We start from the raw sequence: 19996 nt of genomic DNA, 5'->3' as shown, positions 1-19996 counted from the left end.
GCTGGCCCTGTGGAATCGTGATTGGAGAGTCAAAAAATGTCCCAGCTCGAGGTGGCGCTAGCCGAGATCAAGCGCGGAGCGGAAGAAATTCTGGTGGAAGAGGAACTGGTTGCCAAGTTGAAGGAAGGGCGCCCGCTGCGCATCAAGCTGGGGATGGACCCGACGGCTCCGGACATCCACCTGGGTCATACCGTGATCCTCAACAAGCTGAAGACCTTCCAGGATCTGGGCCACGAGATCATCCTGCTGATCGGCGACTTCACCGCCATGGTGGGGGATCCGTCCGGCAAGAACAGCACCCGCCCGCCGCTCTCCGAAGAGGCGATCAAGCACAACGCCCTCACCTATGCCGAGCAGGCGTTCAAGATCCTCGACCCGGCCAAGACCCGCATCGAGTACAACTCCACCTGGCTCGGCGAGCTGGGCGCGACCGGCATGATCAAGCTGGCGGCCAAGCAGACCGTGGCCCGCATGATGGAGCGTGATGACTTCAAGAAGCGCTACAGCGGCGGCCAGTCCATCGCCATTCACGAATTCCTCTATCCGCTGCTGCAAGGCTATGACTCGGTCGCGCTCAAGGCGGACGTCGAGCTCGGCGGCACCGATCAGAAGTTCAACCTGCTGATGGGCCGCGAGCTGCAAAAAGATGCCGGCATGGCCGCCCAGTGCGTGCTGATGATGCCACTGCTGGTGGGTCTGGACGGCGTCAAGAAGATGTCCAAGTCCGCCGCCAACTACATCGGCGTGCACGATGCCCCGGGGGAGATGTTCGGCAAGATCATGTCCATCACCGACGATCTGATGTGGAACTACTACGAGCTGCTCTCCTTCCGTCCGCTCTCGGAAATCGACGAGTTCAAGGCCGGCATCGCAGCCGGGACCCTGAACCCGCGCGACGTGAAGATCTGGCTGGCGAAAGAGATCATCGCCCGCTACCACGACGAGGCGGCGGCCGAAGCGGCCCACGAGGACTTCACCCAGCGCTTCTCCAAGAACGCCATCCCGGACGAGATGCCGGAGGTCGAACTGGCCCTGGAAGGGGACGGCCTGGCCATCGCCAACCTGCTCAAAGACGCCGATCTGGTGGCCACCACCTCCGAGGCGCTGCGCATGATCAAGCAGGGCGCGGTCAAGGTGGATGGTGACAAGCTGGAAGATGGCAAGGCACTGATCGCTGCCGGTACCGCCGTCTACCAGGTCGGCAAGCGCAAGTTTGCCCGGGTGACGGTGAAGTAAGCGCTTCCCCTCTGTCAGCTGGCTCAGGCTGGCCCTGAGATCAGAAAGGCCTCCCTCGCGGAGGCCTTTTCGTTGGTGAGGTTCGGCTGTCGGCTCACTCCCGTGCTGTTTGTCCCTCTGGCAGGGAGCGACTCCCGCTCGTTGAGGTGTCAGCCTCGGTTGGCTCGACGCCCTGGGCTGGCGGGAGGACAGGTACGCAGATATTGATGGGGGGTGAGGCCAAACTCTTGCCTGAACCGGGCGGCGAAGCGGCTCGGGGAGTCGTAGCCGCAGGCGAGGGCGGTTTCAAGCGGATTGAGCCCCTGCTGCAACAGGGTGAGGGCATGGCCCATGCGCACCTGGGTCAGCAGCTGGCGAAAACTGCGCCCCTCGGCGGCCAGCTTGCGCACCATGGAGGCGCGGCTCATGGCGAAGTGGGGGGCCAGGGTCTCAAGGGTATGGTCGGCGCCGGGCTCCACGCCAAGATAGCGGGCCAGCCGCTCCCCTAGCGTCATGGTGCTGGCGGGGAAGAGCAGGTCGAGGGCATCGGCGGCGCGCAGCTCGGCATAGAAGCCTTGGATCAGCTGGATCCGGGCCGCCTCGCTGAGGTGCTTGTCCGCCATGGTGGTGACGAGATCGAAGCAGAAGGCGAGCGCCTGGGTCACGTCGAGGCGCGGATCCCTGAGCGAGTCGGCCGGGGTGGGGGTCAGCCACTGGGCGGGGGGCGGGGTCAGCAGGGTCAGCACATGGGAGCTGAATTTGCCCTGCTCTGGCTGGTTGACGAAGGTGAGCTGGTGGCCGGCCGGGATCAGCAGCCAGCTCCCCTTGTCAACGGAGAGGCGCCGCTCCTGCCACCACAATTGCTTGTGGCCCTGCTGGACCCAGATGACTGTAGGTGCATAGATGAGCACCCGGTGCAGCGGCTGCTGGCGGATGCCGAGATAGTGATGCAGCTGCAGCAAGGGGGTGCTCATCCGGCGGGCTCCTAGGGGGTGACGAAGGTGGCGGTCAGGGTGGCCTTGCCCAGCGCCATGGCATTGAGCATGTAGCCTACCATGGCGGGCGGAGTGTCTGCCTTCACCGCCAGCGTCGCCTCTGGCAGGGCCCAGGCGGTGAACTGGTAGCGATGCATGCCGTGACCCGCGGGCGGGCAGGGGCCGCCGTAGCCCTGGCTGCCAAAGTCGCTCCTCAGTTCCAACCCCTGCTTGAGGGTGCCGGAGGCGTCGGTGGCAAGTGAACCCTGGCTGGCCGGCAGGTTCACCACCAGCCAGTGCCACCAGCCGCTGCCGGTGGGGGCATCGGGATCATGGGTGGTGATGGCGAGGCTTTTGGTGCCGGCGGGCAGGTTCTGCCAGCTCAGCTGGGGGGAGCGGTTCTCCCCGCTGCAACCAAAGCCGTTGAAGCTGAACCGTTTGTCCATCAACTGGCCTTCGTGGATGTCAGTGCTGCTCAGGGTCATGGCGGTGGCGGGCAGGGCTGCCAGGCAGAGCAGGGGCAGCAGGGCGGTCGACTTGGGCAATCTCATGGTGTGGTTCCTCGTGTGATGATGGGTTCACTTTAGCGAGACGAGGCCACAAAAAAGTCACACCTTGGCTCAACCTTGGTCAAAAACAGGGCTTTGATGAGCCTGTCTGTCATCTCTCTGGATCGGTGAAGAAGGGAGCATGAAAGGGCGCCGCCCGCCTCGGGGGACCTGTTTCACCATGACGGGGGGAGGCACAGGTCTTTCGGCAAGGAGTCCCTGCCTTGGCTGGCGGATGGTCGACTCGCACTGGCTGCGCCATCCGCCATCCGTCATCGCCGCATGGGCGATCACAGCACCATGGGGCCGGCCACGGCATCGGCCGCCTCGGCGCCCCGCAGCACCCGCACTAGAGCGAGGGCAAACTCGATGGCGGTGCCGGGACCCTGACTGGTCACCAGTCGAGACACACTGTCGATGACGACGCGCTCCTGGCTGAGCTGGGGGGCGGGGATGCGGGCCCAGAAGCTGGGATGACAGGTAACCCTGGCCTCCCCCAGCAGACCATGGGGCAGCAGCACCACGGCGGGGGCGGCGCACAGGGCCGCGCGCCAGCGGCCCGCCTCGGCCTGGGCCCGCAGCAGGGCGATGGCTGTGGGGTTATCCCGAATGCACTCGCTGCCGGGCAGGCCGCCGGGCACGACGATCAACTCGAACGCCCCTGGGGGCAGCTCGTCGAGGTGGCAGTCTGCCATCAGCTGCACGCCGCGGGAGGCGCGGATGAGGCGCTGACCGGCCGGGCAGCAGGAGGCGAGTACCACCTCGATGCCGGCGCGCACCAGCACGTCCTGGGTGGCGACGGTTTCTATCTCTTCCGAGCCGGGGGCGACCAGCAGCAAGACGCTCATGGGGTGACTCCTGTGAGGGACATGGGGCGAGCAGTCAAAGCTTAGTCCTGGCCCTGGCTGCGATCCTTGATGGCCTGATAGAGTCCCTGATTGACCGGCACCATGATGCCGTGTCGGGCGGCGCTGGCCAGCAGGAAGCCGGTGATGGCTTCTATCTCCGTCTCCTTGCCCTGCTCCAGATCCTGGTGCATGGAGGAGTAGTTGTCGGCGGTGAGCCCGGCGACCGATTGCACCCGCCGCGCCAGCTCCTCCGCCGTGGTGGCGATCCCCTCGGCGTTCATGACATCGGCCACCTCGATGCAGATCTGCTGCAGGGTGTCGGCAAAGCGCGGACCTGTCAGCTCGCCATTCTTGATGCGATAGAGGGCGGTGAGGGGGTTGATGGCGCAGTTGATGGCGAGCTTGTGCCACTGACGGCTGAGGATCTGCTCATCCCAGCTCGCCTGACCCAGGGCCTGGGCCAGTCGATCGGCCAGGGGAGCGAACGGGCGTCCCGCCTCGTTGACCGGGCCGAGCCAGGTCTCGCCCCGGCCGGTGTGACGAAACACGAAGTGGCCCTGCTGCAGGGCGCCATGGCTGGTGACGCCGGCGATGACGGGGTTGTCGGGGAACAGCTCGACCACGCGCTCGGCCACCCCCATGCCGTTGTGCAGCAGGACGATGGGCACCCGTTTGTCCAGCTTGCCTTTGAGCGGGAGCAGGGCCGGGATCACCTGGTCCGCCTTGGTCATCACCAGCAGGCGGCGGATGGCCGGGCGATCGGCCACGAAGGCGCGTGGGAGGGCGATGAGGGCATGCTGGCCATCCAGGCCGGTGAAATCGACGGCCGGGTGCAGGGTGGCTCTGTGGCGCTCGCGCAGCAGCAGCTGGGTGGGTTGGCCGGATTGGGTCAGCAGGGTGGCGAACACGCCGCCGAGTGCGCCACAACCGAGCAGGGACCAGGAGGGAGGAGGGGGAAGTTGGGATCCGCTTGGCATGATATGACTCGATCATCAGGGTGGGCCGTCCAGCCTGGGAGGGCGCCCCAGGGGGTGGAGGTGGACACTCATGGGTCTCACCTGTCGGCAATGGCAAGGATTCTAACAGAGCGTCTTTATCGAAATCAGCAAATTTGCCGGTTTTCTGGTAGATTTGGCCGCCAATAATGCAACATGAGGAGCCCCGGCCATGCCGTCATTCGATATTGTCTCTGAAGTCAAAATGAACGAGGTGTTGAACGCGGTCGACAACGCCAATCGTGAACTGGCCACCCGATTCGATTTTCGTGGTGTGGAAGCCAGCTTCGAGTTGAACAAGGAAGAGGTGAAACTGGAGGCGGATGCCGATTTCCAGCTCAAGCAGATGGTCGAGATGCTGCGGGGCGCCCTGCTCAAGCGCAACATCGAGAACAGTTCCATGGAGGTGGGCGACAGCGTTCACTCCGGCAAGCGTTTCCACCTGACCGTGAAGTTCAAGCAGGGGATCGAGAAAGAGACCGCCAAGAAGCTGGTGAAGCTCATCAAGGATTCCAAGATCAAGGTGCAGGTCGCCATCCAGGGTGACGAGGTGCGGGTCACCGGCAAGAAGCGCGACGATCTGCAGGAGACCATGGCCCTGGTGCGCGGCGCCGAGCTGGGTCAGCCGATGCAGTTCCAGAATTTCCGCGACTGACGTCGGATAAAGAGGGGATGACCCTCTTTATTTGGTCGAACCGACGCAAAAAAAACCGGAGCCTGGGCTCCGGTTTTTTTGTCTCTGTGAGTGACTGGTTCGATTAGAACTTGTAGGTCACGGAGAAGTAGTGGCTGAAGCCAGAGCTCTTCCAGGGGGTGCCATCCCAAGCGGTGGAACCATCTTTAGTACCATAGGCATCCATGAAGTACTTCAGGCCATAGCCGACGGCGTAGCGGTCTGAGTGCCAGTAGATGCCGTGGAAGGTCGCCATGTTGTCACTGGTGCGATCGGCACGGCTGTGTTTGTCCATATCGAAGGCGTAATCCAGGTAACCCTGGTAAGAGACGAAACTGCCGTTGCCGAAGGTGTAGAAGGGTTTGAACCAGTTCATGGCGAACCAGTAGCCGTTCCAGTCACCTTCTTCCTCGGTGAAGAATTTGTTTTCGGTGGAGTGGCGAGCATACAAGTTCATGCCCACTTTGCCGAACCAAGGTACCTGCACATCCGCACCCAGACCAATCATGTTCTCCATCTGGTTGTCGCCGATGTTGTTCAGAGAGGCGATATACACCTCTTGCACCGGGCCAAAGGAGAGATCCTTGCCAGTCAACGCATCCAGAGACATACGGGGCGCAAACTTCATGAAGAGGTTCTGATCTCTGTGCTTATCGCTGTGGCGGGAGTCGAAGATATCGAATACATCGACATAGCCATACAGATCAAACAGACCGGAGCGACCACCGAATTCCATTTCTAAATAGGTGTCGTTGTAATCTTCGGCACCGGCAGTGAACGGACGCTGGTCGATGGTGTGCATCACGTTGAACTGCATCCACTTGTAATCGTTCTTGTGGATGTCGCCGCTATAGTCAGCAGCCATAGCCGGAGTGGCGGAAGCCGCCAGCAGACCAGCAGCGATCAGAGTCTTGGTAAATTTGGCCATTTTATTGGTCTCTTGTGCGTTAGTTGAGGTTTTCCGTAGCCTGCCCACAAGGAGCGGAGGGATTCTAGCCAAATAAATTCAGCGGATAAACGCTCAAGAGGGAACTTTCTCTGGAAGTGTGAATCTAATCACCCCTAATTTTGCGCAAACGCTTGCTATTTGTCCGGTTTCGGTGACAAGGCCATGTTTCGTCTGGCAACCATTGCGATCAGCAGCAGCACCGGGATGCCGAGCAGGCTGGTGGTGACGAAGAAGGTGCTGTAGCCGAACTGCTCGACGAAACGGCCGGAAAACCCGGCAAGCAGCTTGGGCAGCAGCAGCATCACAGAGCTGAACAGGGCGTACTGGGTCGCCGAGAAGGCGACATTGGTCAGGCTCGACAGATAGGTGATGAAGGCGGCCGTGGCGATGCCGGCGCTGAGGTTGTCCAGGGAGATGATCAGGGTCAGCAGCTCCAGGTTGTGGCCGAGCTGGTTGAGCAGGGCGAACAGGAGATTGGTGCTGGCGGTGAGCAGGGCCCCCAGCATCAGGATGCGCAGGGTGCCAAAGCGCATCACCAGGATCCCCCCCAGGCTGGCCCCCACCAGGGTCATGATGACGCCGTACACCTTGGTGATGGTGGCCACCTCCGTCTTGCTGAACTGCATGTCCACATAGAAGCTGTTGGACATGACCCCCATCACCACATCCGAGATGCGATAGCAGGCGATGAGCCCCAGGATCAGCAGGGCCGAGCGGCCATGGCGGGCAAAGAAGTCGGCGAAGGGGCACCAGATGGCCTCATAGGCCCAGGCGCCGAGTCCCGCCAGGGGGGTGGGCCAGCCATGTTGCAGCAGGAGGGCCTTGCGCTGGGCCTGCTGCCTGTCCTGGCTCGCCACATCGATGTCGGGCTCGTGACAGCAGAGGGTGGTGACCAGACCTATGCTCATCATCCCCGCCATCAGCAGATAGGTGAGCTGCCAGCCGCGGTAATCATAGACGCTGTTGCTGCCGAGCCAGGCCGCCAGCGCCAGGGCGCCCGCTCCCGCCATGATCATGGCGAGCCGATAACCCGTCATGTAGGAGGCGGCCATGGCCGCCTGCAGGCGTTCGGGGGCCGACTCGATGCGGTAGGCATCGATGACGATGTCCTGGGTGGCGGAGGCGAACGCCACCAGCAGGGCGAACAGGGCGAGCTGGGCCAGCTGGGTCTTGGGATCGCAGAAGGACATGCCGACCAGGGCCGCGGCGATCAGCAGCTGGGAGAAGAGCATCCAGCTGCGGCGCCGGCCGAGCAGGCGCGACAGCAGGGGCAGGGCCAGCCTGTCCACCAGGGGAGACCACAGCCACTTGACCCCATAGGCGAGAGCGACCCAGCTCATGTAGCCGATGTCGGTCAGGCTCACCTCGGCTTCTCGCAGCCAGAAGGAGAGGGTGCCGAACACCAGCAGCAGCGGCAGACCGGAGGAGAACCCCATGGCAAACAGAATAAGGACGCGGGGCTCGAGATAGACCCGCAGGGATTCTCTCCAGCTTGGTTTGCTGACAGCGTTCAAGTGCCTGACTCCTCGAAAAAAGTGAGCCATTTTGGCAGGTTCATGGTGCCGCGCCAAGGCGGGTGCTCAGATTGCGGGGATATTGTGGGGAGAAAGAGGGCGCCGATCTGCCCGGGTCTTGCCGCCGTTGCGCCGGCAAATGGGGCTGGGCCTGTGGTGGGAGGTGGCCTGGGGGCGGCCTCGTCATCGGCAGGGTTGCGGTCAGAGGGGGACGGCCGGGGGCGTCTCTCCCGTGTGCCAGAAATTGGCGACTGGCCTTAGATTGGCGGGGCAGGGTCTGGCGGCCGTGAGGGATAGGGCTGAGTCGATGCTGCTCTGGGGCCCGGGGGGGGGGGCGAGCGATGCAAGGCGGGCCCGGCCGGGCCCGCCTTTGGCTCAGTTGGCGAGCAGGCTCGCCTTCTTGAGGATGATGGTGCTGGTGGGCACGTCGTTGGCGCGCAGTATGGGGCTGTAGCCCGTCTGCACCTGGGCCAGCTTGTCCAGCACCTCCATGCCCTGTACCACCTGGCCGAATACGGTGTAACCGGCGCCGGCATTGGCGTTGAGGTTGTTGTTGTCGGCCAGGTTGAAGTAGAACTGGCGGGTGGCGCTGTCTGCTTCTCGGCTGCGGGCCATGGCGATGCTGCCGCGGACATTGGGCAGCCCCCCCTTGGACTCGTTCACCACGGGATCATAGGTGGGCAGCTGCTGGAACTGCTGGTTGTAGCCGCCACCCTGCACCACGAACCCCGGGATGACCCGGTGGAACAGGCTGCCGTCATAGCTGCCATCGGCCAGGTAGCGCAGAAAGTTCTTCACCGTCTGGGGCGCCGCCTTGGGGGCCAGCTCCACCACTATGTTGCCGTGGTTGGTCTCCAGATTCACCTTGGGGGCGGCGAAGGCCAGCGGGCAGACCAGCAGGGCCAGTAACATCAGCTTTTTCATCGCATATTTCCTTGGACGTTGAGGGATCAGGCGCTCGGTTGACCCTTGAGGTAACCGCGCAGCTGCTCGTCGGCCATGATCTGCTGGATCAGGTTGCCGAGCTGCTGGTTCAGCACTCGCTCCAGATCGGCGATGCTGGGCTCACCCGGACCCTCCTTGCTGGCGCTGGCATTGAACACCTTGGTCAGGCGGCTGCCCTGAAAATCGGCCATCACCTGCAGGCTCACCTTGGACTTGGTGACATAGGTGAAGGTCTTCTCGTCGACCCTGACCAGGGCGTCGTTGACCTGCAGGGTGAGGTGGGTGGTGCCGCTGCTGCCCACCTCCAGCCCCTGGCCGCGCAGCCCTTCGCCCAGACGTTCGACCAGCAGGGTGTTGAGGGGCTGTTCGCTGCGGATGTAGACGGGGGCCTTCTCTTTTTGCTGGATGGCGAACACATGTGCGGCGGCGCGCTTGTCGATGCCCTCCATGGTGATGCGGTTGCCGGAATAGTATTGCTGGTTCGCCGGGATCACCTGGGGATTGAGCAGTGCCGTCTCGGGCCAGTGGGTAGCGCAACCGCCAAGCAGCAGGGCGGCGAGCAGCAGAAAGGATGATTTCATGATGGAGTCCTCTAGCGTTTGATGGCTTTCAAAATAACGAATTTATTATTGGATGCAACGACTTGCGCATTGGCAAACAGTCGCTTGAGCTTGTGGTGATAGTCCAGATGGCGGTTGCCCACTATCCAGAGCTCGCCCCCTTTGGGCAAGACCCTGTGGGCATCCTGGAACATCTGCCAGGCGATATGGTCCGTGATTGCCTGCAACTGGTGAAACGGCGGATTGCAGAGGATGCGGTCCGCATAGCCGCTCGGCAGGCCGTCCAGGCAGTTGTTGACCAGGAAGTGGGCCTGCGGCAAGGCATCTGGCAGATTGTGCTGGACGTTGAGCCGGGCCGAGGCCACCGCCATGTAGGATTCGTCGATGAAGGTCACCTCCACCTCGCTGTCTCGCGCCAGCAGGGAGAGGCCGAGCACCCCATTGCCACAGCCCAGATCGATCACCTTGCGGGCGCTGTGAATGGGCAGGTTGGCCAGCATGAAGCGGGCGCCTATATCCAGGCTGGTGCGCGAGAAGACGTTGGCGTGGTTGTGGATCTGCATCCCGCTCCCCTCCAGGGGCCAGACGGTCGGGAAGGGATCGACCAGGGGAGGGCGCTCGGCGGGGGCGCTGGCGACGGTGCAGTGAATGAGGCGCGCCTTCTTCCAGGCGAGCGACGTGCGGGTCTCCCCCAGATAGTGTTCGAACAGCCTGAGGGTGGAGCTGTGGATCTCCTTGGCCTTGCCGGCGGCCAGGATGCGGGTCGCCGGGGTGACCACGGCGCGCAGGGCCAGCAGCTGCTGTTCGAGCAGGGCCTGATACTTGGATACCTTGATGATCACCAGAGACGGTGCCTCGGGCAGCGGCGCCAGGGCGTCCTGAATGCGAATGCCGGCCGGATCCAGGCCGTTGTCCGCCAGGTTGGCCAGGGTGCCCTGCTCGCTGACGAAGGAGTCGGTGACGCACAGGGGCTGATGGCCGTGGAGGAAGGCGGCCAGGGCGCCGAAGCTGTCATTCATGATGATGACGGGGCCGCTGCCGGTCGGAGGCTGCTCGGTCAGGTGCTGGATCAGGTACTCATCGGCGGCATCCCAGGCCTGCAGGGGATCCTGCGCCTGGCGCGGGTAGCGCAGCAGGGTCAGGCGGCAATGGTCTGTCTCGAGGTGGGTCTGCATCGAACTCTTTGTCTCACGGCTGGATCGGATGGCGCTATTCTAGCGGCGGCGCCCCGATTCACCAATCGCCCCGCCGTGCAAGTTCTCCCTGCTCCTCAAAGCCGATAGAATGAGGGCCCATATCCTTTCCCTCTGTCGGAGTTCCCCATGAAGATGCAAGAGACCATCCAGGCCCGCCTCAGCGAGGCCCTGTCACCCAGCCACCTGGAGGTGCTCAACGAGAGCCACATGCACCGCACCGAGCCGGGGGCCGAGAGCCACTTCAAGGTGATCGTCGTGAGCGAGGCCTTCGTCGGCCAGCGCCTCATCGCCCGTCATCGCCAGATCAACCAGTTGCTGGCGGAGCTGTTGGCTGGCCCGGTTCATGCACTGGCACTGCATACTTATACGGCCGAGGAGTGGCAGCAAAAGGGGATGGCGCCGCGCACCCCAGGCTGCGTCAGCAAGCTGGGCCCCCAATAAACCCAGGGCGCGGCCCGGGGCGCTGTGATGTTCTTTTAACATCGCGGTCACCCCTTGCCATTTTATCGAGCGTTTTTTGGACGCTACGCCATCAATTTTTCTAATCTTGCCGGCGCGATTTCGGTAAATACCCCTTAGGTGGTACTTCATCCCGGCGGCGGCGGCATACGGGATTTTCATGCCGACGGGCCGGGCACCAGCCCAAGCTAATTTTGTGATAGGGGGTTAATTTTCCCCATTTGGCGTGGCAGTCATCAAGCCGGAAGTGGTAAACTCAAGCGCTTTTGAAACACCCTGTATGTTGCTGATTTGTTGTTTGTTTGTATTCAGCTAGCCATGTGCCGCGTGTGTTCAACAACTCGTCGTGATGTATTTCTCGGCGCTAACCATTCTCTCTCCCCGTAACGGTAGTGCAAGTGAGTATGATTACAATTAAAAGAGGACTGGACATCCCCGTGCTGGGTGCGCCAGAGCAAGTAATCTACGATGGCCCGGCCATCACCCGTGTTGCTACACTGGGCGAAGAGTTCGTGGGGATGCGACCTACTATGTTTGTCAAAGTAGGGGATCGCGTCATTAAAGGTCAGGCGCTCTTCGAGGACAAGAAGAACCCTGGCGTTAAATTCACGGCTCCCGCCACCGGCGTAGTTTCAGAGATCAACCGTGGTGCCAAACGCATTCTGCAATCCGTGGTCATCGACATCGATGGGTCTGACGAGCAGGTGACCTTTGAGCACTTTGCCTCCGCCGAGCTGGTCAAGCTCGAGCGCAGCAAGGTGCAAGAGATCCTGGTCGAGTCAGGTCAATGGACTGCGCTGCGTACCCGCCCCTTCAGCAAGGTGCCCGCCGTCGGTTCCGAGCCCCGCGCGATCTTCGTGACCGCCATGGACTCCAACCCGCTGGCCGCCAGTGCCGAGCTCATCATCAAGGAGCAATCCCAGGCCTTCATCGACGGTCTGACCCTGCTCAGCCGCCTGACGGATGGCAAGGTGTATGTGTGCAAGGGCGAAGGCAGTCTGCCGCAGGCTTCCGTCGCGCAAGTCCAGGAAGAGGTCTTCGTTGGTCCTCACCCCGCGGGTCTGCCGGGTACCCATATTCACTTCATCGATCCGGTTGGCAGCCACAAGATCCAGTGGCACATCAACTATCAGGATGTGATCGCATTCGGCAAGCTGTTCACCACTGGCCAGATCTTCACCGACAAGGTGATCGCCCTGGCCGGCCCGAACGTGGTCAAGCCGCGTCTGCTGCGTACCCGTCAGGGTGCCTGCATCAGCCAGCTGACCAACAACGAGCTGCGTGCCGACGAGAACCGTATCATCTCCGGTTCCCTGCTCAGCGGTGCCAAGACCGATGAGGCGCACGACTATCTGGGTCGTTACCACAATCAGGTCTGCGTACTGGGTGAAGGGCGCGAGAAGGAGTTCCTGGGCTGGATCAACCCCAGCGCCAGCAAGTTCTCCATCACCCGCACCACCCTGTCTCACCTGGTGAAGGGCAAGCTGATCAATTTCACCACCACCACCAACGGCAGTGATCGTTCCATGGTGCCTATCGGCAACTATGAGCGCGTGATGCCGCTGGACATCCTGCCGACCCTGCTGCTGCGGGATCTGGTCTCCGGTGACACCGACAGCGCACAAGCGCTCGGTTGCCTGGAGTTGGATGAGGAAGATCTGGCGCTCTGTACCTTTGTCTGCCCCGGCAAGACAGAGTACGGCCCCATCTTGCGTGAGTGCCTGACCAAGATCGAACTGGAAGGTTAAGCGATGAGTTTCAAGCAATTTCTTGAAAAGATGGAACACCACTTCGAGCCGGGTGGCAAGTACGAGAAGTACTACGCCCTGTACGAGGCGGCCTTCACCATCTTCTATACCCCGGGTTTGGTAACCCGTAACGCCGCCCACGTCCGTGATGCGCTCGATCTGAAGCGCATGATGATCATGGTGTGGCTGGCTGTGTTCCCGGCCATGTTCTGGGGCATGTTCAACGTCGGCAACCAGGCCATCGCCGCCATCGCGCACCTCGGCTCCGCCGCCGGTGCCGCCTCCTGGCAATATGGCCTGGCCACCCTGCTGGGGGCCTCACTGGATCCGGCGGTCGCCGGCGTCGGCAGCAAGATGCTGATCGGTGCGGCACACTTCTTCCCCATCTATATCACCGTCTTCATCGTCGGTGGTTTCTGGGAAGTGCTGTTCGCCATGATCCGCAAGCACGAGATCAACGAAGGCTTCTTCGTGACCTCCATCCTGTTCGCCCTGATAGTGCCGCCCGAGCTGCCCCTGTGGCAAGCCGCCCTGGGTATCACCTTCGGTGTGGTCATGGCCAAGGAAGTGTTCGGTGGTACCGGCAAGAACTTCCTGAACCCGGCCCTGGCGGGTCGTGCCTTCCTGTTCTTCGCCTACCCGAGCCAGATCTCCGGCGACGCCGTCTGGGTGGCCGTTGACGGCTTCTCCGGCGCAACCGCCCTGAGCCAATGGTCTCAAGGTGGCCAGATGGCACTGATCAACGGTGCCACCGGTCAGGCCATAAGCTGGATGGATGCCTTCCTCGGCAACCTGCCTGGCTCCATCGGTGAAGTCTCCACCCTGATGATCCTCGTCGGCGCGGCCATGATCGTCTACATGCGGATCGCCTCCTGGCGCATCATCGCCGGCGTCATGATCGGCATGGTGGTGACCTCCCTGCTGTTCAACGTCATCGGCTCCGACACCAACCCCATGTTCAGCATGCCCTGGCACTGGCACCTGGTGCTGGGTGGTTTTGCCTTCGGCATGGCCTTCATGGCGACCGATCCCGTCTCCGCTTCCTTTACCAACAAGGGCAAGTGGTGGTACGGCGCCCTGATCGGTTTCATGGTGGTGCTGATCCGTGTTGTGAACCCCGCCTTCCCGGAAGGCATGATGTTGGCCATTCTGTTTGCGAACCTGTTTGCCCCCTTGTTTGACCATTTCGTGGCGCAGGCGAACATCAAGCGGAGGATCAGTCGTGGCGTTTAATAAAGATTCAACCGTCGGTACCGTCAGCATAGTGGCGGGCCTGTGCCTGGTCTGCTCCATCGTGGTCTCCGTGGCCGCCGTGGGTCTGCGTCCGGCCCAGCAGCTGAACAAGGCGCTGGACAAGCAGAGCAACATCCTCTCCGTTGCCGGCATCGATACCGCCAGCATCGCCAAGAGCGAACTCGGCAAGCTGTATGGTGACAAGATTGAAGCGCGCCTGGTCGACCTGACCACGGGCGAATTCGTTGACGGCGACGCCGACGGCTTCGATTTCAAGCTGGCAGCCAAGAACCCGGCCGAAAGCACTCGTCTGGCGCCTGCCGACGACAAGGCCGGTATCCGTCAGATCTCCAAGCTGATGCCGGTGTTCTTCGCCAAAGACAGCGAAGGCAAGGTCGACAACATCATCCTGCCGGTGTACGGCCAGGGTCTGTGGTCCACCATGTATGCCTTCGTCGCCGTCGCGGCCGATGGCCAGACCATCAAGGGCATCACCTACTATGACCAGGGTGAAACCCCGGGTCTGGGCGGTGAGGTCGAGAACCCGGCCTGGCGCGAGCTGTTCGTCGGCAAGAAGCTGTTCGATCAGGCCGGCCAACCTGCGCTGCGGGTGATCAAGGGCCATGCCCCTGAAGGTTCCGAGCACGAGATCGACGGTCTCTCCGGTGCCACCCTGACCAGCAACGGTGTCCAGCACTCGTTCGATTTCTGGATGGGCCCCCAGGGCTTCGGTCCTTTCCTTGCCAAGATCCGCGCAGGAGAACTCAACAATGGCTGACAATAGCGCAATGAAAAAACTGCTGTTGACGCCGGTGCTCGGTAACAACCCCATCGCCTTGCAGGTGCTGGGTGTCTGTTCCGCCCTGGCCGTTACCAGCCAGATGAAGACGGCGTTCGTCATGACCCTGGCGGTCATGTCGGTCACCGCCTTCTCCAACCTGTTCATCTCTCTGATCCGTCACCAGATCCCCAACAGCGTGCGCATCATCGCCCAGATGGCGATCATCGCATCCCTGGTTATCGTGGTTGACCAGGTGCTCAAGGCGTATGCCTATGACATCTCCAAGCAGCTGTCGGTGTTCGTCGGCCTCATCATCACCAACTGTATCGTGATGGGTCGTGCCGAAGCCTTCGCCATGAAGAGTGCCCCGCTGCCCTCCTTCCTGGACGGTATCGGCAACGGCCTGGGCTATGGCGCCGTGCTGCTGACCGTGGCCACCGTGCGCGAGATCCTGGGCTCGGGCACCTGGTTCGGCATCGAGCTGCTGCCGCTGGTAAACAATGGTGGCTGGTATGTGCCCAACGGCCTGCTGCTGCTGCCGCCGAGTGCATTCTTCATCATTGGTCTGATCATCTGGGGCGTGCGCACCAAGGATCCCAAGCAGGTGGAGGCGAAGGATTAAGGTATGGAACATTATCTGAGTCTGTTGATTCGTTCGATTTTCATCGAAAACCTGGCCCTCTCTTTCTTCCTGGGCATGTGTACCTTCCTGGCGGTATCCAAGAAGGTCAAGACTGCCATGGGTCTGGGCATTGCCGTGGTTGTGGTGCAAACCATCGCCGTACCGGCCAACAACCTGATCTACAACTTCGTGTTGAAAGACGGTGCCCTGGTCTCCGGTCTGGACTTGAGCTTCCTGAGCTTCATCACCTTCATCGGTGTGATCGCGGCCCTGGTACAGATCCTGGAGATGGCCCTGGACAAGTACTTCCCGGCCCTCTACAACGCGCTCGGCATCTTCTTGCCGCTCATCACGGTGAACTGCGCCATCTTCGGTGGCGTCTCCTTCATGGTGCAGCGTGACTACAACTTCGTGGAGTCTGTGGTCTATGGCGTGGGCTCGGGTGCCGGTTGGATGCTGGCCATCGTGGCGATGGCGGGGATCCGCGAGAAGATGAAGTACTCCGATGTGCCGGACGGCCTGCGCGGTCTGGGCATCACCTTCATCACCGCGGGTCTGATGGCGCTGGGCTTTATGTCCTTCTCTGGTATTTCCCTGTAATCGGAAAAGGAATCATAAATGGAAATTATTCTGGGTGTGGTCATGTTCACCGTGATCCTGCTGGCCTTGGTGGCAGTCATTCTGTTCGCCAAGTCCAAGCTGGTGACCGCGGGTGACGTGACAATCAGCATCAACGGCGACCCGGCCAAGGCTGTCACCAGCCCGGCGGGTGGCAAGCTGCTCGGCGTGCTGGCCGGCAGCGGTATCTTCGTCTCCTCCGCCTGCGGCGGCGGCGGCTCCTGCGGTCAGTGCAAGGTGCGGGTGAAATCCGGTGGCGGCGACATTCTGCCGACCGAGCTGGATCACATCAGCAAGGGCGAGGCCCGTCATGGCGAGCGTCTGGCCTGCCAGGTCACCGTACGTTCCGACATGGACATCGAACTGCCGGAAGAGATCTTCGGGGTGAAGAAGTGGGAATGTACCGTCATCTCCAATGACAACAAGGCCACCTTCATCAAGGAGCTCAAGCTGCAGATCCCCGATGGCGAGAGCGTGCCGTTCCGCGCCGGTGGTTATATCCAGATCGAAGCCCCGGCTCACCACGTCAAGTACAACACCTTCGATATTCCCGAGGAGTATCGTGGTGACTGGGATCGCTTCAAGATCTTCGATCTGGAGTCCACCGTGAAGGAGCCGATCATTCGTGCTTACTCCATGGCGAACTATCCGGAAGAGTTCGGCATCATCATGCTGAACGTGCGGATCGCGACCCCGCCCCCCAGCAACTGGACCGCTCCTCCCGGCCAGATGTCCTCCTACATCTTCAGCCTCAAGGCCGGGGACAAGGTGACCATCTCGGGTCCGTTCGGCGAGTTCTTCGCCAAGGACACCGACGCCGAGATGGTGTTCATCGGTGGTGGTGCCGGCATGGCGCCGATGCGCTCCCACATCTTCGACCAGCTGCGTCGCCTGAAGACCAGTCGCAAGATGAGCTTCTGGTACGGTGCCCGTTCCAAGCGCGAGATGTTCTATGTCGAAGACTTCGACATGCTGGCCGCCGAGAACGACAACTTCCAGTGGCACGTCGCCCTGTCGGATCCGCAACCGGAAGACAACTGGGATGGCTACACCGGCTTCATCCACAACGTCTTGTTCGAGAACTACCTCAAGAACCATGAGGCGCCGGAAGATTGCGAGTTCTACATGTGTGGGCCTCCCGTCATGAACGCGGCCGTCATCAACATGCTGAAAAACCTCGGCGTTGAAGACGAAAACATCCTCCTGGATGACTTTGGTGGTTAATCCATGCACAGTGTTGTAAAGACCTGGCTAGCCTTCGGGCTAGCCTTTTTCTTGGCGGGGTGCGGCCAGGAGAACGTCAAGACCCATCCGGAGATCCACATCACCGGCAGCACCATGGGCACCTACTACTCCATCAAGGTGGCGGACGATGCCATCCAGGACGAAGCCGGTTTCCAGGCCGAGGTCGATGCGCTGCTGGAGCGGGTGAACGATCAGATGTCCACCTACCGGCCCGAGTCCGAGCTGTCGCGTTTCAACCAGAGCCGTGACAACCGGCCCGTGGTGGTCTCTCGCGATACCGCCCGCGTGGTGACCGAGTCCCTCCATCTGGGCCGCGAGACCCGGGGCGCGCTGGACGTGACCGTGGGCCCCCTGGTCAACCTGTGGGGCTTTGGCCCGGACAAGCGGCCGACCAAGGTGCCGTCCGACGAGCTGATCGCCCAGACCCGGCAGAAGACGGGGTTGGGCAATCTGCACGTGATCACCTCGGCCGATGCCGATACCCTGCAAAAGGACATCCCGGATCTCTATGTGGATCTCTCCTCGATCGCCAAGGGGTTCGGGGTGGACAAGGTGGCCGAGTACCTGGAAGCCAGGGGCTCGCGCAACTACCTGGTGGAGATAGGCGGCGAGCTACGCCTCAATGGCGTCAACGGCAAGGGTCACCCCTGGCGCGTCGCCATCGAGAAGCCGACCGCCAATCTGGGCTCGGTACAGGAGGTGATCCAGGTCGGTGACAACGGGGTTGCCACCTCGGGGGATTATCGCAACTATTACGAGATGGATGGTCAGCGTTTCTCCCATACCATAGATCCCGCCACCGGCAAGCCCATCCACCATCGACTGGTGTCGGTGACAGTGGTCCACCCCTCCTGCATGACCGCAGATGGGTTGGCCACGGCGCTGACCGTGATGGGGCCCGAGAAGGGCATGGCCTATGCCACCGAACAGGGGCTGGCCATCTTCATGGTGACCAAGACGGATGAAGGGTTCGAGGAGACTTACTCTCCCGCCTTCCAGCCATTTCTGACCCGCAATCAGGGGTAAGGATTGAATATGCAGATTTTTCTGATCACCTTCGGGGTGTTTCTGTTGGTGGTGGTCGGCATGGCCATCGGTTACATCTTCCAGAAGAAGAGCATCTCCGGCTCCTGTGGCGGCCTTGGCACCATAGGGATAGAGAAGGAGTGCGACTGTCCGGAACCCTGCGACAATCGCAAGCAGAAGATGGCCAAGGAAGAGGCTCGCCGCAAGATGCTGGAAGAGCACAGGATCATCTGATTGCAAACAGGCCATCTCCGGATGGCCTGGCTTTTTGACCCCTAGGGCCGGAGCCCCGTCAGTAGTCGTAGCGGGTGCACCCCTTCTCCCGGTACTCCCGCTGCCAGCGGGCCAGTTCTTCCCGGGTGCCCAGGGTATCTCCCCTGGCAATGCTCTGCTTGAGTATGAGTATCCTGTCGTGCAACCAGCGGCACTCGGCGGTGGGATGCAGCTTGGCACTCCCCAGCATGGGCCAGAGCAACAAGCCCGCGATCAGCCCCCGATATTGCCATCCTCTCTTCATATCGCCTCCCGAATCTTCCCTTGTCGCGTCTTGCAGACTAGTTCACTGGCATCCGTGGTTCCCCTATGGCCCCCTGAATGGGGCTCTCCTGAGCCGCGCCGGCACGAGGGGAAGGGATTGGGGCATCCCAGGTCGCGTCATGCGCGGATCCGGCATGGCATCCAGGGGCGCGCTGGGGTAGCATGGGGTTATCAACTGTTTATTTGTACAGTGTCATGCGCAAGATCATTCACATCGATATGGATTGTTTCTTCGCCGCCGTCGAGATGCGCGAAAACCCGGCCCTGCGGGAGGTGCCGCTGGCCATCGGCGGCGCGGCGGACCGGCGGGGGGTCATCTCCACCTGCAACTATGTGGCGCGCCGCTTCGGGGTGCGCTCTGCCATGCCCACCGCCCTGGCGCGCAAGCTCTGTCCGCCCCTGGTGCTGCTGCCGGGACGGATGGCCCTCTACAAGGAGACCTCGACCCGGATCCAGGCCATCTTCCACCGCTACACGGATCTGGTGGAGCCCCTCTCCCTGGATGAAGCCTATCTGGATGTGAGCGCCAGCCCCCACTGCGGCGGCAGCGCGACCCTGATGGCGACGGAAATCCGCGCCGCCATCAAAGCCGAGCTGGGGCTGACCGCCTCGGCCGGGGTGGCGCCCAACAAGTTTCTGGCCAAGCTCGCCTGCGAGCGCCGCAAGCCGGATGGCCTCTTCGTCATCGCCCCCCAGGAGGTGGATGAGTTCGTGCGCAACCTGCCCCTTGGCAAGATCCCGGGGATAGGGCGCAAGACGGCGGAGCGGCTCGAGTTGCAGGGACTCTATCTGTGCGAGGATGCGCGCCAGCTCAGTGACGAGGAGCTCAAGGGGCGCTTTGGCAAGCTGGGGGCCATGCTGGCCGAGCGGATCTGGGGGCACGACGACAGCCAGGTGCAGCCGACCCGGGTGCGCAAGACCATAGGGGTGGAAACCACCCTGGACGCGGATGTCCATGACGAGGCGGCCTGCTGGGCCGTGCTCAGCCGACTCATCCCCGAACTGGAGCTGCGCTTTGGCCAGCGTTGCCCGGCCGACCAGATCATGGGGCAGGGGATCAAGCTCAAGTTTGCCGATTTCCAGCAGACCAGCGTCTACCGCAGCCACGGTGGCTACTCGGCCACCCTGTTCCACGATCTGCTCCATGAAGGCTTGGCACGGGCGGAGGGAAAACCCATACGGCTCCTGGGTTTGGTGGTGGGCCTGCCGAGGGAGGGAGAGGTGAACCAGCTCAGCCTGGATCTCGATACGGGAGGTTAAGTTTTTGTTGTTGCCACCGATAACCTGAAGACGACTGCACTAAAAGGATC

At 61.9% G+C, this 19996-nt stretch carries 22 protein-coding genes; 12 read left to right on the top strand and 10 right to left on the bottom strand.

Going from position 1 to position 19996, the window contains the following annotated elements:
- The first annotated feature begins 36 nt into the window (after positions 1 to 36).
- Positions 37 to 1236 (top strand): tyrosine--tRNA ligase, encoded by a 1200-nt coding sequence (gene tyrS / locus ACW5W4_RS16870; RefSeq protein WP_456690153.1) that lies wholly within the window; start codon positions 37 to 39, stop codon positions 1234 to 1236.
- A gap of 149 nt (positions 1237 to 1385) precedes the next feature.
- Here the strand turns inward: tyrS and ACW5W4_RS16865 are convergent, their stop codons facing one another.
- From ACW5W4_RS16865 to ACW5W4_RS16850, 4 genes are all read right to left on the bottom strand, one after another.
- On the bottom strand, positions 1386 to 2189 hold the full coding sequence (locus ACW5W4_RS16865; RefSeq protein WP_456690152.1) for a helix-turn-helix transcriptional regulator: 804 nt from the start codon (positions 2187 to 2189) through the stop codon (positions 1386 to 1388).
- An 11-nt stretch (positions 2190 to 2200) separates the two neighbouring features.
- Positions 2201 to 2740, bottom strand: coding sequence for a YbhB/YbcL family Raf kinase inhibitor-like protein (locus ACW5W4_RS16860; protein WP_456690151.1), 540 nt, complete (start codon positions 2738 to 2740; stop codon positions 2201 to 2203).
- Between the two features lie 287 nt (positions 2741 to 3027).
- Complete coding sequence (locus ACW5W4_RS16855) at positions 3028 to 3585, bottom strand: DJ-1 family glyoxalase III (protein WP_456690150.1); 558 nt, start codon at positions 3583 to 3585, stop codon at positions 3028 to 3030.
- Between the two features lie 41 nt (positions 3586 to 3626).
- Positions 3627 to 4562: a ketopantoate reductase family protein gene (locus tag ACW5W4_RS16850; protein ID WP_456690149.1), complete on the bottom strand. Its 936-nt coding sequence runs from the start codon at positions 4560 to 4562 to the stop codon at positions 3627 to 3629.
- 190 nt (positions 4563 to 4752) lie between these two features.
- Here ACW5W4_RS16850 and ACW5W4_RS16845 point away from each other — a divergent pair, with 190 nt between their 5' ends.
- Positions 4753 to 5235 carry a YajQ family cyclic di-GMP-binding protein gene (locus tag ACW5W4_RS16845; RefSeq protein WP_041993229.1) on the top strand — a complete coding sequence of 161 codons (483 nt, stop codon included), beginning with the start codon at positions 4753 to 4755 and terminating at the stop codon, positions 5233 to 5235.
- A 103-nt stretch (positions 5236 to 5338) separates the two neighbouring features.
- Here ACW5W4_RS16845 and ACW5W4_RS16840 read toward each other — a convergent pair whose 3' ends face one another.
- The 5 genes from ACW5W4_RS16840 to ACW5W4_RS16820 form a co-directional block, all read right to left on the bottom strand.
- Positions 5339 to 6181 (bottom strand): nucleoside-specific channel-forming Tsx family protein, encoded by an 843-nt coding sequence (locus ACW5W4_RS16840; protein WP_456690148.1) that lies wholly within the window; start codon positions 6179 to 6181, stop codon positions 5339 to 5341.
- A gap of 155 nt (positions 6182 to 6336) precedes the next feature.
- Entirely contained in the window at positions 6337 to 7716 is a 1380-nt protein-coding gene (locus ACW5W4_RS16835; protein ID WP_427262628.1) for an AmpG family muropeptide MFS transporter, read from the bottom strand.
- A 375-nt stretch (positions 7717 to 8091) separates the two neighbouring features.
- Positions 8092 to 8640 carry a peptidylprolyl isomerase gene (locus ACW5W4_RS16830; RefSeq protein ID WP_456690147.1) on the bottom strand — a complete coding sequence of 183 codons (549 nt, stop codon included), beginning with the start codon at positions 8638 to 8640 and terminating at the stop codon, positions 8092 to 8094.
- Positions 8641 to 8666: 26 nt separating this feature from the next.
- Positions 8667 to 9242: a YajG family lipoprotein gene (locus ACW5W4_RS16825; RefSeq protein ID WP_408792576.1), complete on the bottom strand. Its 576-nt coding sequence runs from the start codon at positions 9240 to 9242 to the stop codon at positions 8667 to 8669.
- An 11-nt stretch (positions 9243 to 9253) separates the two neighbouring features.
- Complete coding sequence (locus ACW5W4_RS16820) at positions 9254 to 10396, bottom strand: methyltransferase (protein WP_456690146.1); 1143 nt, start codon at positions 10394 to 10396, stop codon at positions 9254 to 9256.
- Between the two features lie 147 nt (positions 10397 to 10543).
- Here ACW5W4_RS16820 and ACW5W4_RS16815 point away from each other — a divergent pair, with 147 nt between their 5' ends.
- The 9 genes from ACW5W4_RS16815 to nqrM all read left to right on the top strand — a co-directional run bounded on the left by ACW5W4_RS16815 (position 10544) and on the right by nqrM (position 18383).
- Entirely contained in the window at positions 10544 to 10858 is a 315-nt protein-coding gene (locus ACW5W4_RS16815) for a BolA family protein (protein WP_408792573.1), read from the top strand.
- A 422-nt stretch (positions 10859 to 11280) separates the two neighbouring features.
- The gene (locus tag ACW5W4_RS16810) at positions 11281 to 12624 is read left to right on the top strand and encodes a Na(+)-translocating NADH-quinone reductase subunit A (protein ID WP_456690145.1); all 1344 of its coding nucleotides are present in this window, start codon (positions 11281 to 11283) and stop codon (positions 12622 to 12624) included.
- A 3-nt stretch (positions 12625 to 12627) separates the two neighbouring features.
- Positions 12628 to 13857 (top strand): NADH:ubiquinone reductase (Na(+)-transporting) subunit B, encoded by a 1230-nt coding sequence (locus ACW5W4_RS16805; RefSeq protein ID WP_456690144.1) that lies wholly within the window; start codon positions 12628 to 12630, stop codon positions 13855 to 13857.
- On the top strand, positions 13847 to 14635 hold the full coding sequence (locus tag ACW5W4_RS16800) for a Na(+)-translocating NADH-quinone reductase subunit C (protein ID WP_427262632.1): 789 nt from the start codon (positions 13847 to 13849) through the stop codon (positions 14633 to 14635). Before ACW5W4_RS16805 ends, ACW5W4_RS16800 begins: the two co-directional genes overlap by 11 nt.
- A complete protein-coding gene (locus ACW5W4_RS16795; protein ID WP_408747480.1) occupies positions 14628 to 15260 on the top strand; it encodes an NADH:ubiquinone reductase (Na(+)-transporting) subunit D in 633 nt (210 codons plus the stop codon). Before ACW5W4_RS16800 ends, ACW5W4_RS16795 begins: the two co-directional genes overlap by 8 nt.
- 3 nt (positions 15261 to 15263) lie before the next feature.
- Positions 15264 to 15860, top strand: coding sequence for an NADH:ubiquinone reductase (Na(+)-transporting) subunit E (gene nqrE, locus ACW5W4_RS16790; protein WP_427262633.1), 597 nt, complete (start codon positions 15264 to 15266; stop codon positions 15858 to 15860).
- A gap of 18 nt (positions 15861 to 15878) precedes the next feature.
- Positions 15879 to 17102 (top strand): NADH:ubiquinone reductase (Na(+)-transporting) subunit F, encoded by a 1224-nt coding sequence (gene nqrF, locus ACW5W4_RS16785; RefSeq protein ID WP_456690143.1) that lies wholly within the window; start codon positions 15879 to 15881, stop codon positions 17100 to 17102.
- 3 nt (positions 17103 to 17105) lie between these two features.
- Complete coding sequence (locus ACW5W4_RS16780) at positions 17106 to 18149, top strand: FAD:protein FMN transferase (protein ID WP_427262635.1); 1044 nt, start codon at positions 17106 to 17108, stop codon at positions 18147 to 18149.
- Between the two features lie 9 nt (positions 18150 to 18158).
- A complete protein-coding gene (gene nqrM, locus ACW5W4_RS16775; RefSeq protein WP_041993275.1) occupies positions 18159 to 18383 on the top strand; it encodes a (Na+)-NQR maturation NqrM in 225 nt (74 codons plus the stop codon).
- Positions 18384 to 18441: 58 nt separating this feature from the next.
- Here the strand turns inward: nqrM and ACW5W4_RS16770 are convergent, their stop codons facing one another.
- Positions 18442 to 18666, bottom strand: a complete 225-nt coding sequence (locus ACW5W4_RS16770) for a hypothetical protein (RefSeq protein WP_456690142.1) — start codon at positions 18664 to 18666, stop codon at positions 18442 to 18444.
- A gap of 215 nt (positions 18667 to 18881) precedes the next feature.
- Here ACW5W4_RS16770 and dinB point away from each other — a divergent pair, with 215 nt between their 5' ends.
- On the top strand, positions 18882 to 19946 hold the full coding sequence (gene dinB, locus ACW5W4_RS16765) for a DNA polymerase IV (protein ID WP_456690141.1): 1065 nt from the start codon (positions 18882 to 18884) through the stop codon (positions 19944 to 19946).
- Positions 19947 to 19996 lie beyond the last annotated feature (50 nt).

This window comes from Aeromonas crassostreae (genome assembly GCF_054052445.1).
Note: the sequence above shows the minus strand (reverse complement) of the source record. Positions and strands in the feature narration are given on the sequence as shown.

Bases quoted from the DNA above. Each gene is read 5' to 3' on its own strand.
- ACW5W4_RS16825 (WP_408792576.1), bottom strand. From the start codon at position 9,242: ATGAAATCATCCTTTCTGCTGCTCGCCGCCCTGCTGCTTGGCGGTTGC.
- ACW5W4_RS16860 (WP_456690151.1), bottom strand. From the start codon at position 2,740: ATGAGATTGCCCAAGTCGACCGCCCTGCTGCCCCTGCTCTGCCTGGCA.
- ACW5W4_RS16815 (WP_408792573.1), top strand. From the start codon at position 10,544: ATGAAGATGCAAGAGACCATCCAGGCCCGCCTCAGCGAGGCCCTGTCA.
- ACW5W4_RS16810 (WP_456690145.1), top strand. From the start codon at position 11,281: ATGATTACAATTAAAAGAGGACTGGACATCCCCGTGCTGGGTGCGCCA.
- ACW5W4_RS16795 (WP_408747480.1), top strand. From the start codon at position 14,628: ATGGCTGACAATAGCGCAATGAAAAAACTGCTGTTGACGCCGGTGCTC.
- nqrF (WP_456690143.1), top strand. From the start codon at position 15,879: ATGGAAATTATTCTGGGTGTGGTCATGTTCACCGTGATCCTGCTGGCC.
- ACW5W4_RS16845 (WP_041993229.1), top strand. From the start codon at position 4,753: ATGCCGTCATTCGATATTGTCTCTGAAGTCAAAATGAACGAGGTGTTG.
- tyrS (WP_456690153.1), top strand. From the start codon at position 37: ATGTCCCAGCTCGAGGTGGCGCTAGCCGAGATCAAGCGCGGAGCGGAA.
- nqrM (WP_041993275.1), top strand. From the start codon at position 18,159: ATGCAGATTTTTCTGATCACCTTCGGGGTGTTTCTGTTGGTGGTGGTC.
- ACW5W4_RS16820 (WP_456690146.1), bottom strand. From the start codon at position 10,396: ATGCAGACCCACCTCGAGACAGACCATTGCCGCCTGACCCTGCTGCGC.
- ACW5W4_RS16850 (WP_456690149.1), bottom strand. From the start codon at position 4,562: ATGCCAAGCGGATCCCAACTTCCCCCTCCTCCCTCCTGGTCCCTGCTC.
- ACW5W4_RS16865 (WP_456690152.1), bottom strand. From the start codon at position 2,189: ATGAGCACCCCCTTGCTGCAGCTGCATCACTATCTCGGCATCCGCCAG.
- ACW5W4_RS16855 (WP_456690150.1), bottom strand. From the start codon at position 3,585: ATGAGCGTCTTGCTGCTGGTCGCCCCCGGCTCGGAAGAGATAGAAACC.
- dinB (WP_456690141.1), top strand. From the start codon at position 18,882: ATGCGCAAGATCATTCACATCGATATGGATTGTTTCTTCGCCGCCGTC.
- ACW5W4_RS16770 (WP_456690142.1), bottom strand. From the start codon at position 18,666: ATGAAGAGAGGATGGCAATATCGGGGGCTGATCGCGGGCTTGTTGCTC.
- ACW5W4_RS16780 (WP_427262635.1), top strand. From the start codon at position 17,106: ATGCACAGTGTTGTAAAGACCTGGCTAGCCTTCGGGCTAGCCTTTTTC.
- ACW5W4_RS16805 (WP_456690144.1), top strand. From the start codon at position 12,628: ATGAGTTTCAAGCAATTTCTTGAAAAGATGGAACACCACTTCGAGCCG.
- ACW5W4_RS16830 (WP_456690147.1), bottom strand. From the start codon at position 8,640: ATGAAAAAGCTGATGTTACTGGCCCTGCTGGTCTGCCCGCTGGCCTTC.
- nqrE (WP_427262633.1), top strand. From the start codon at position 15,264: ATGGAACATTATCTGAGTCTGTTGATTCGTTCGATTTTCATCGAAAAC.
- ACW5W4_RS16840 (WP_456690148.1), bottom strand. From the start codon at position 6,181: ATGGCCAAATTTACCAAGACTCTGATCGCTGCTGGTCTGCTGGCGGCT.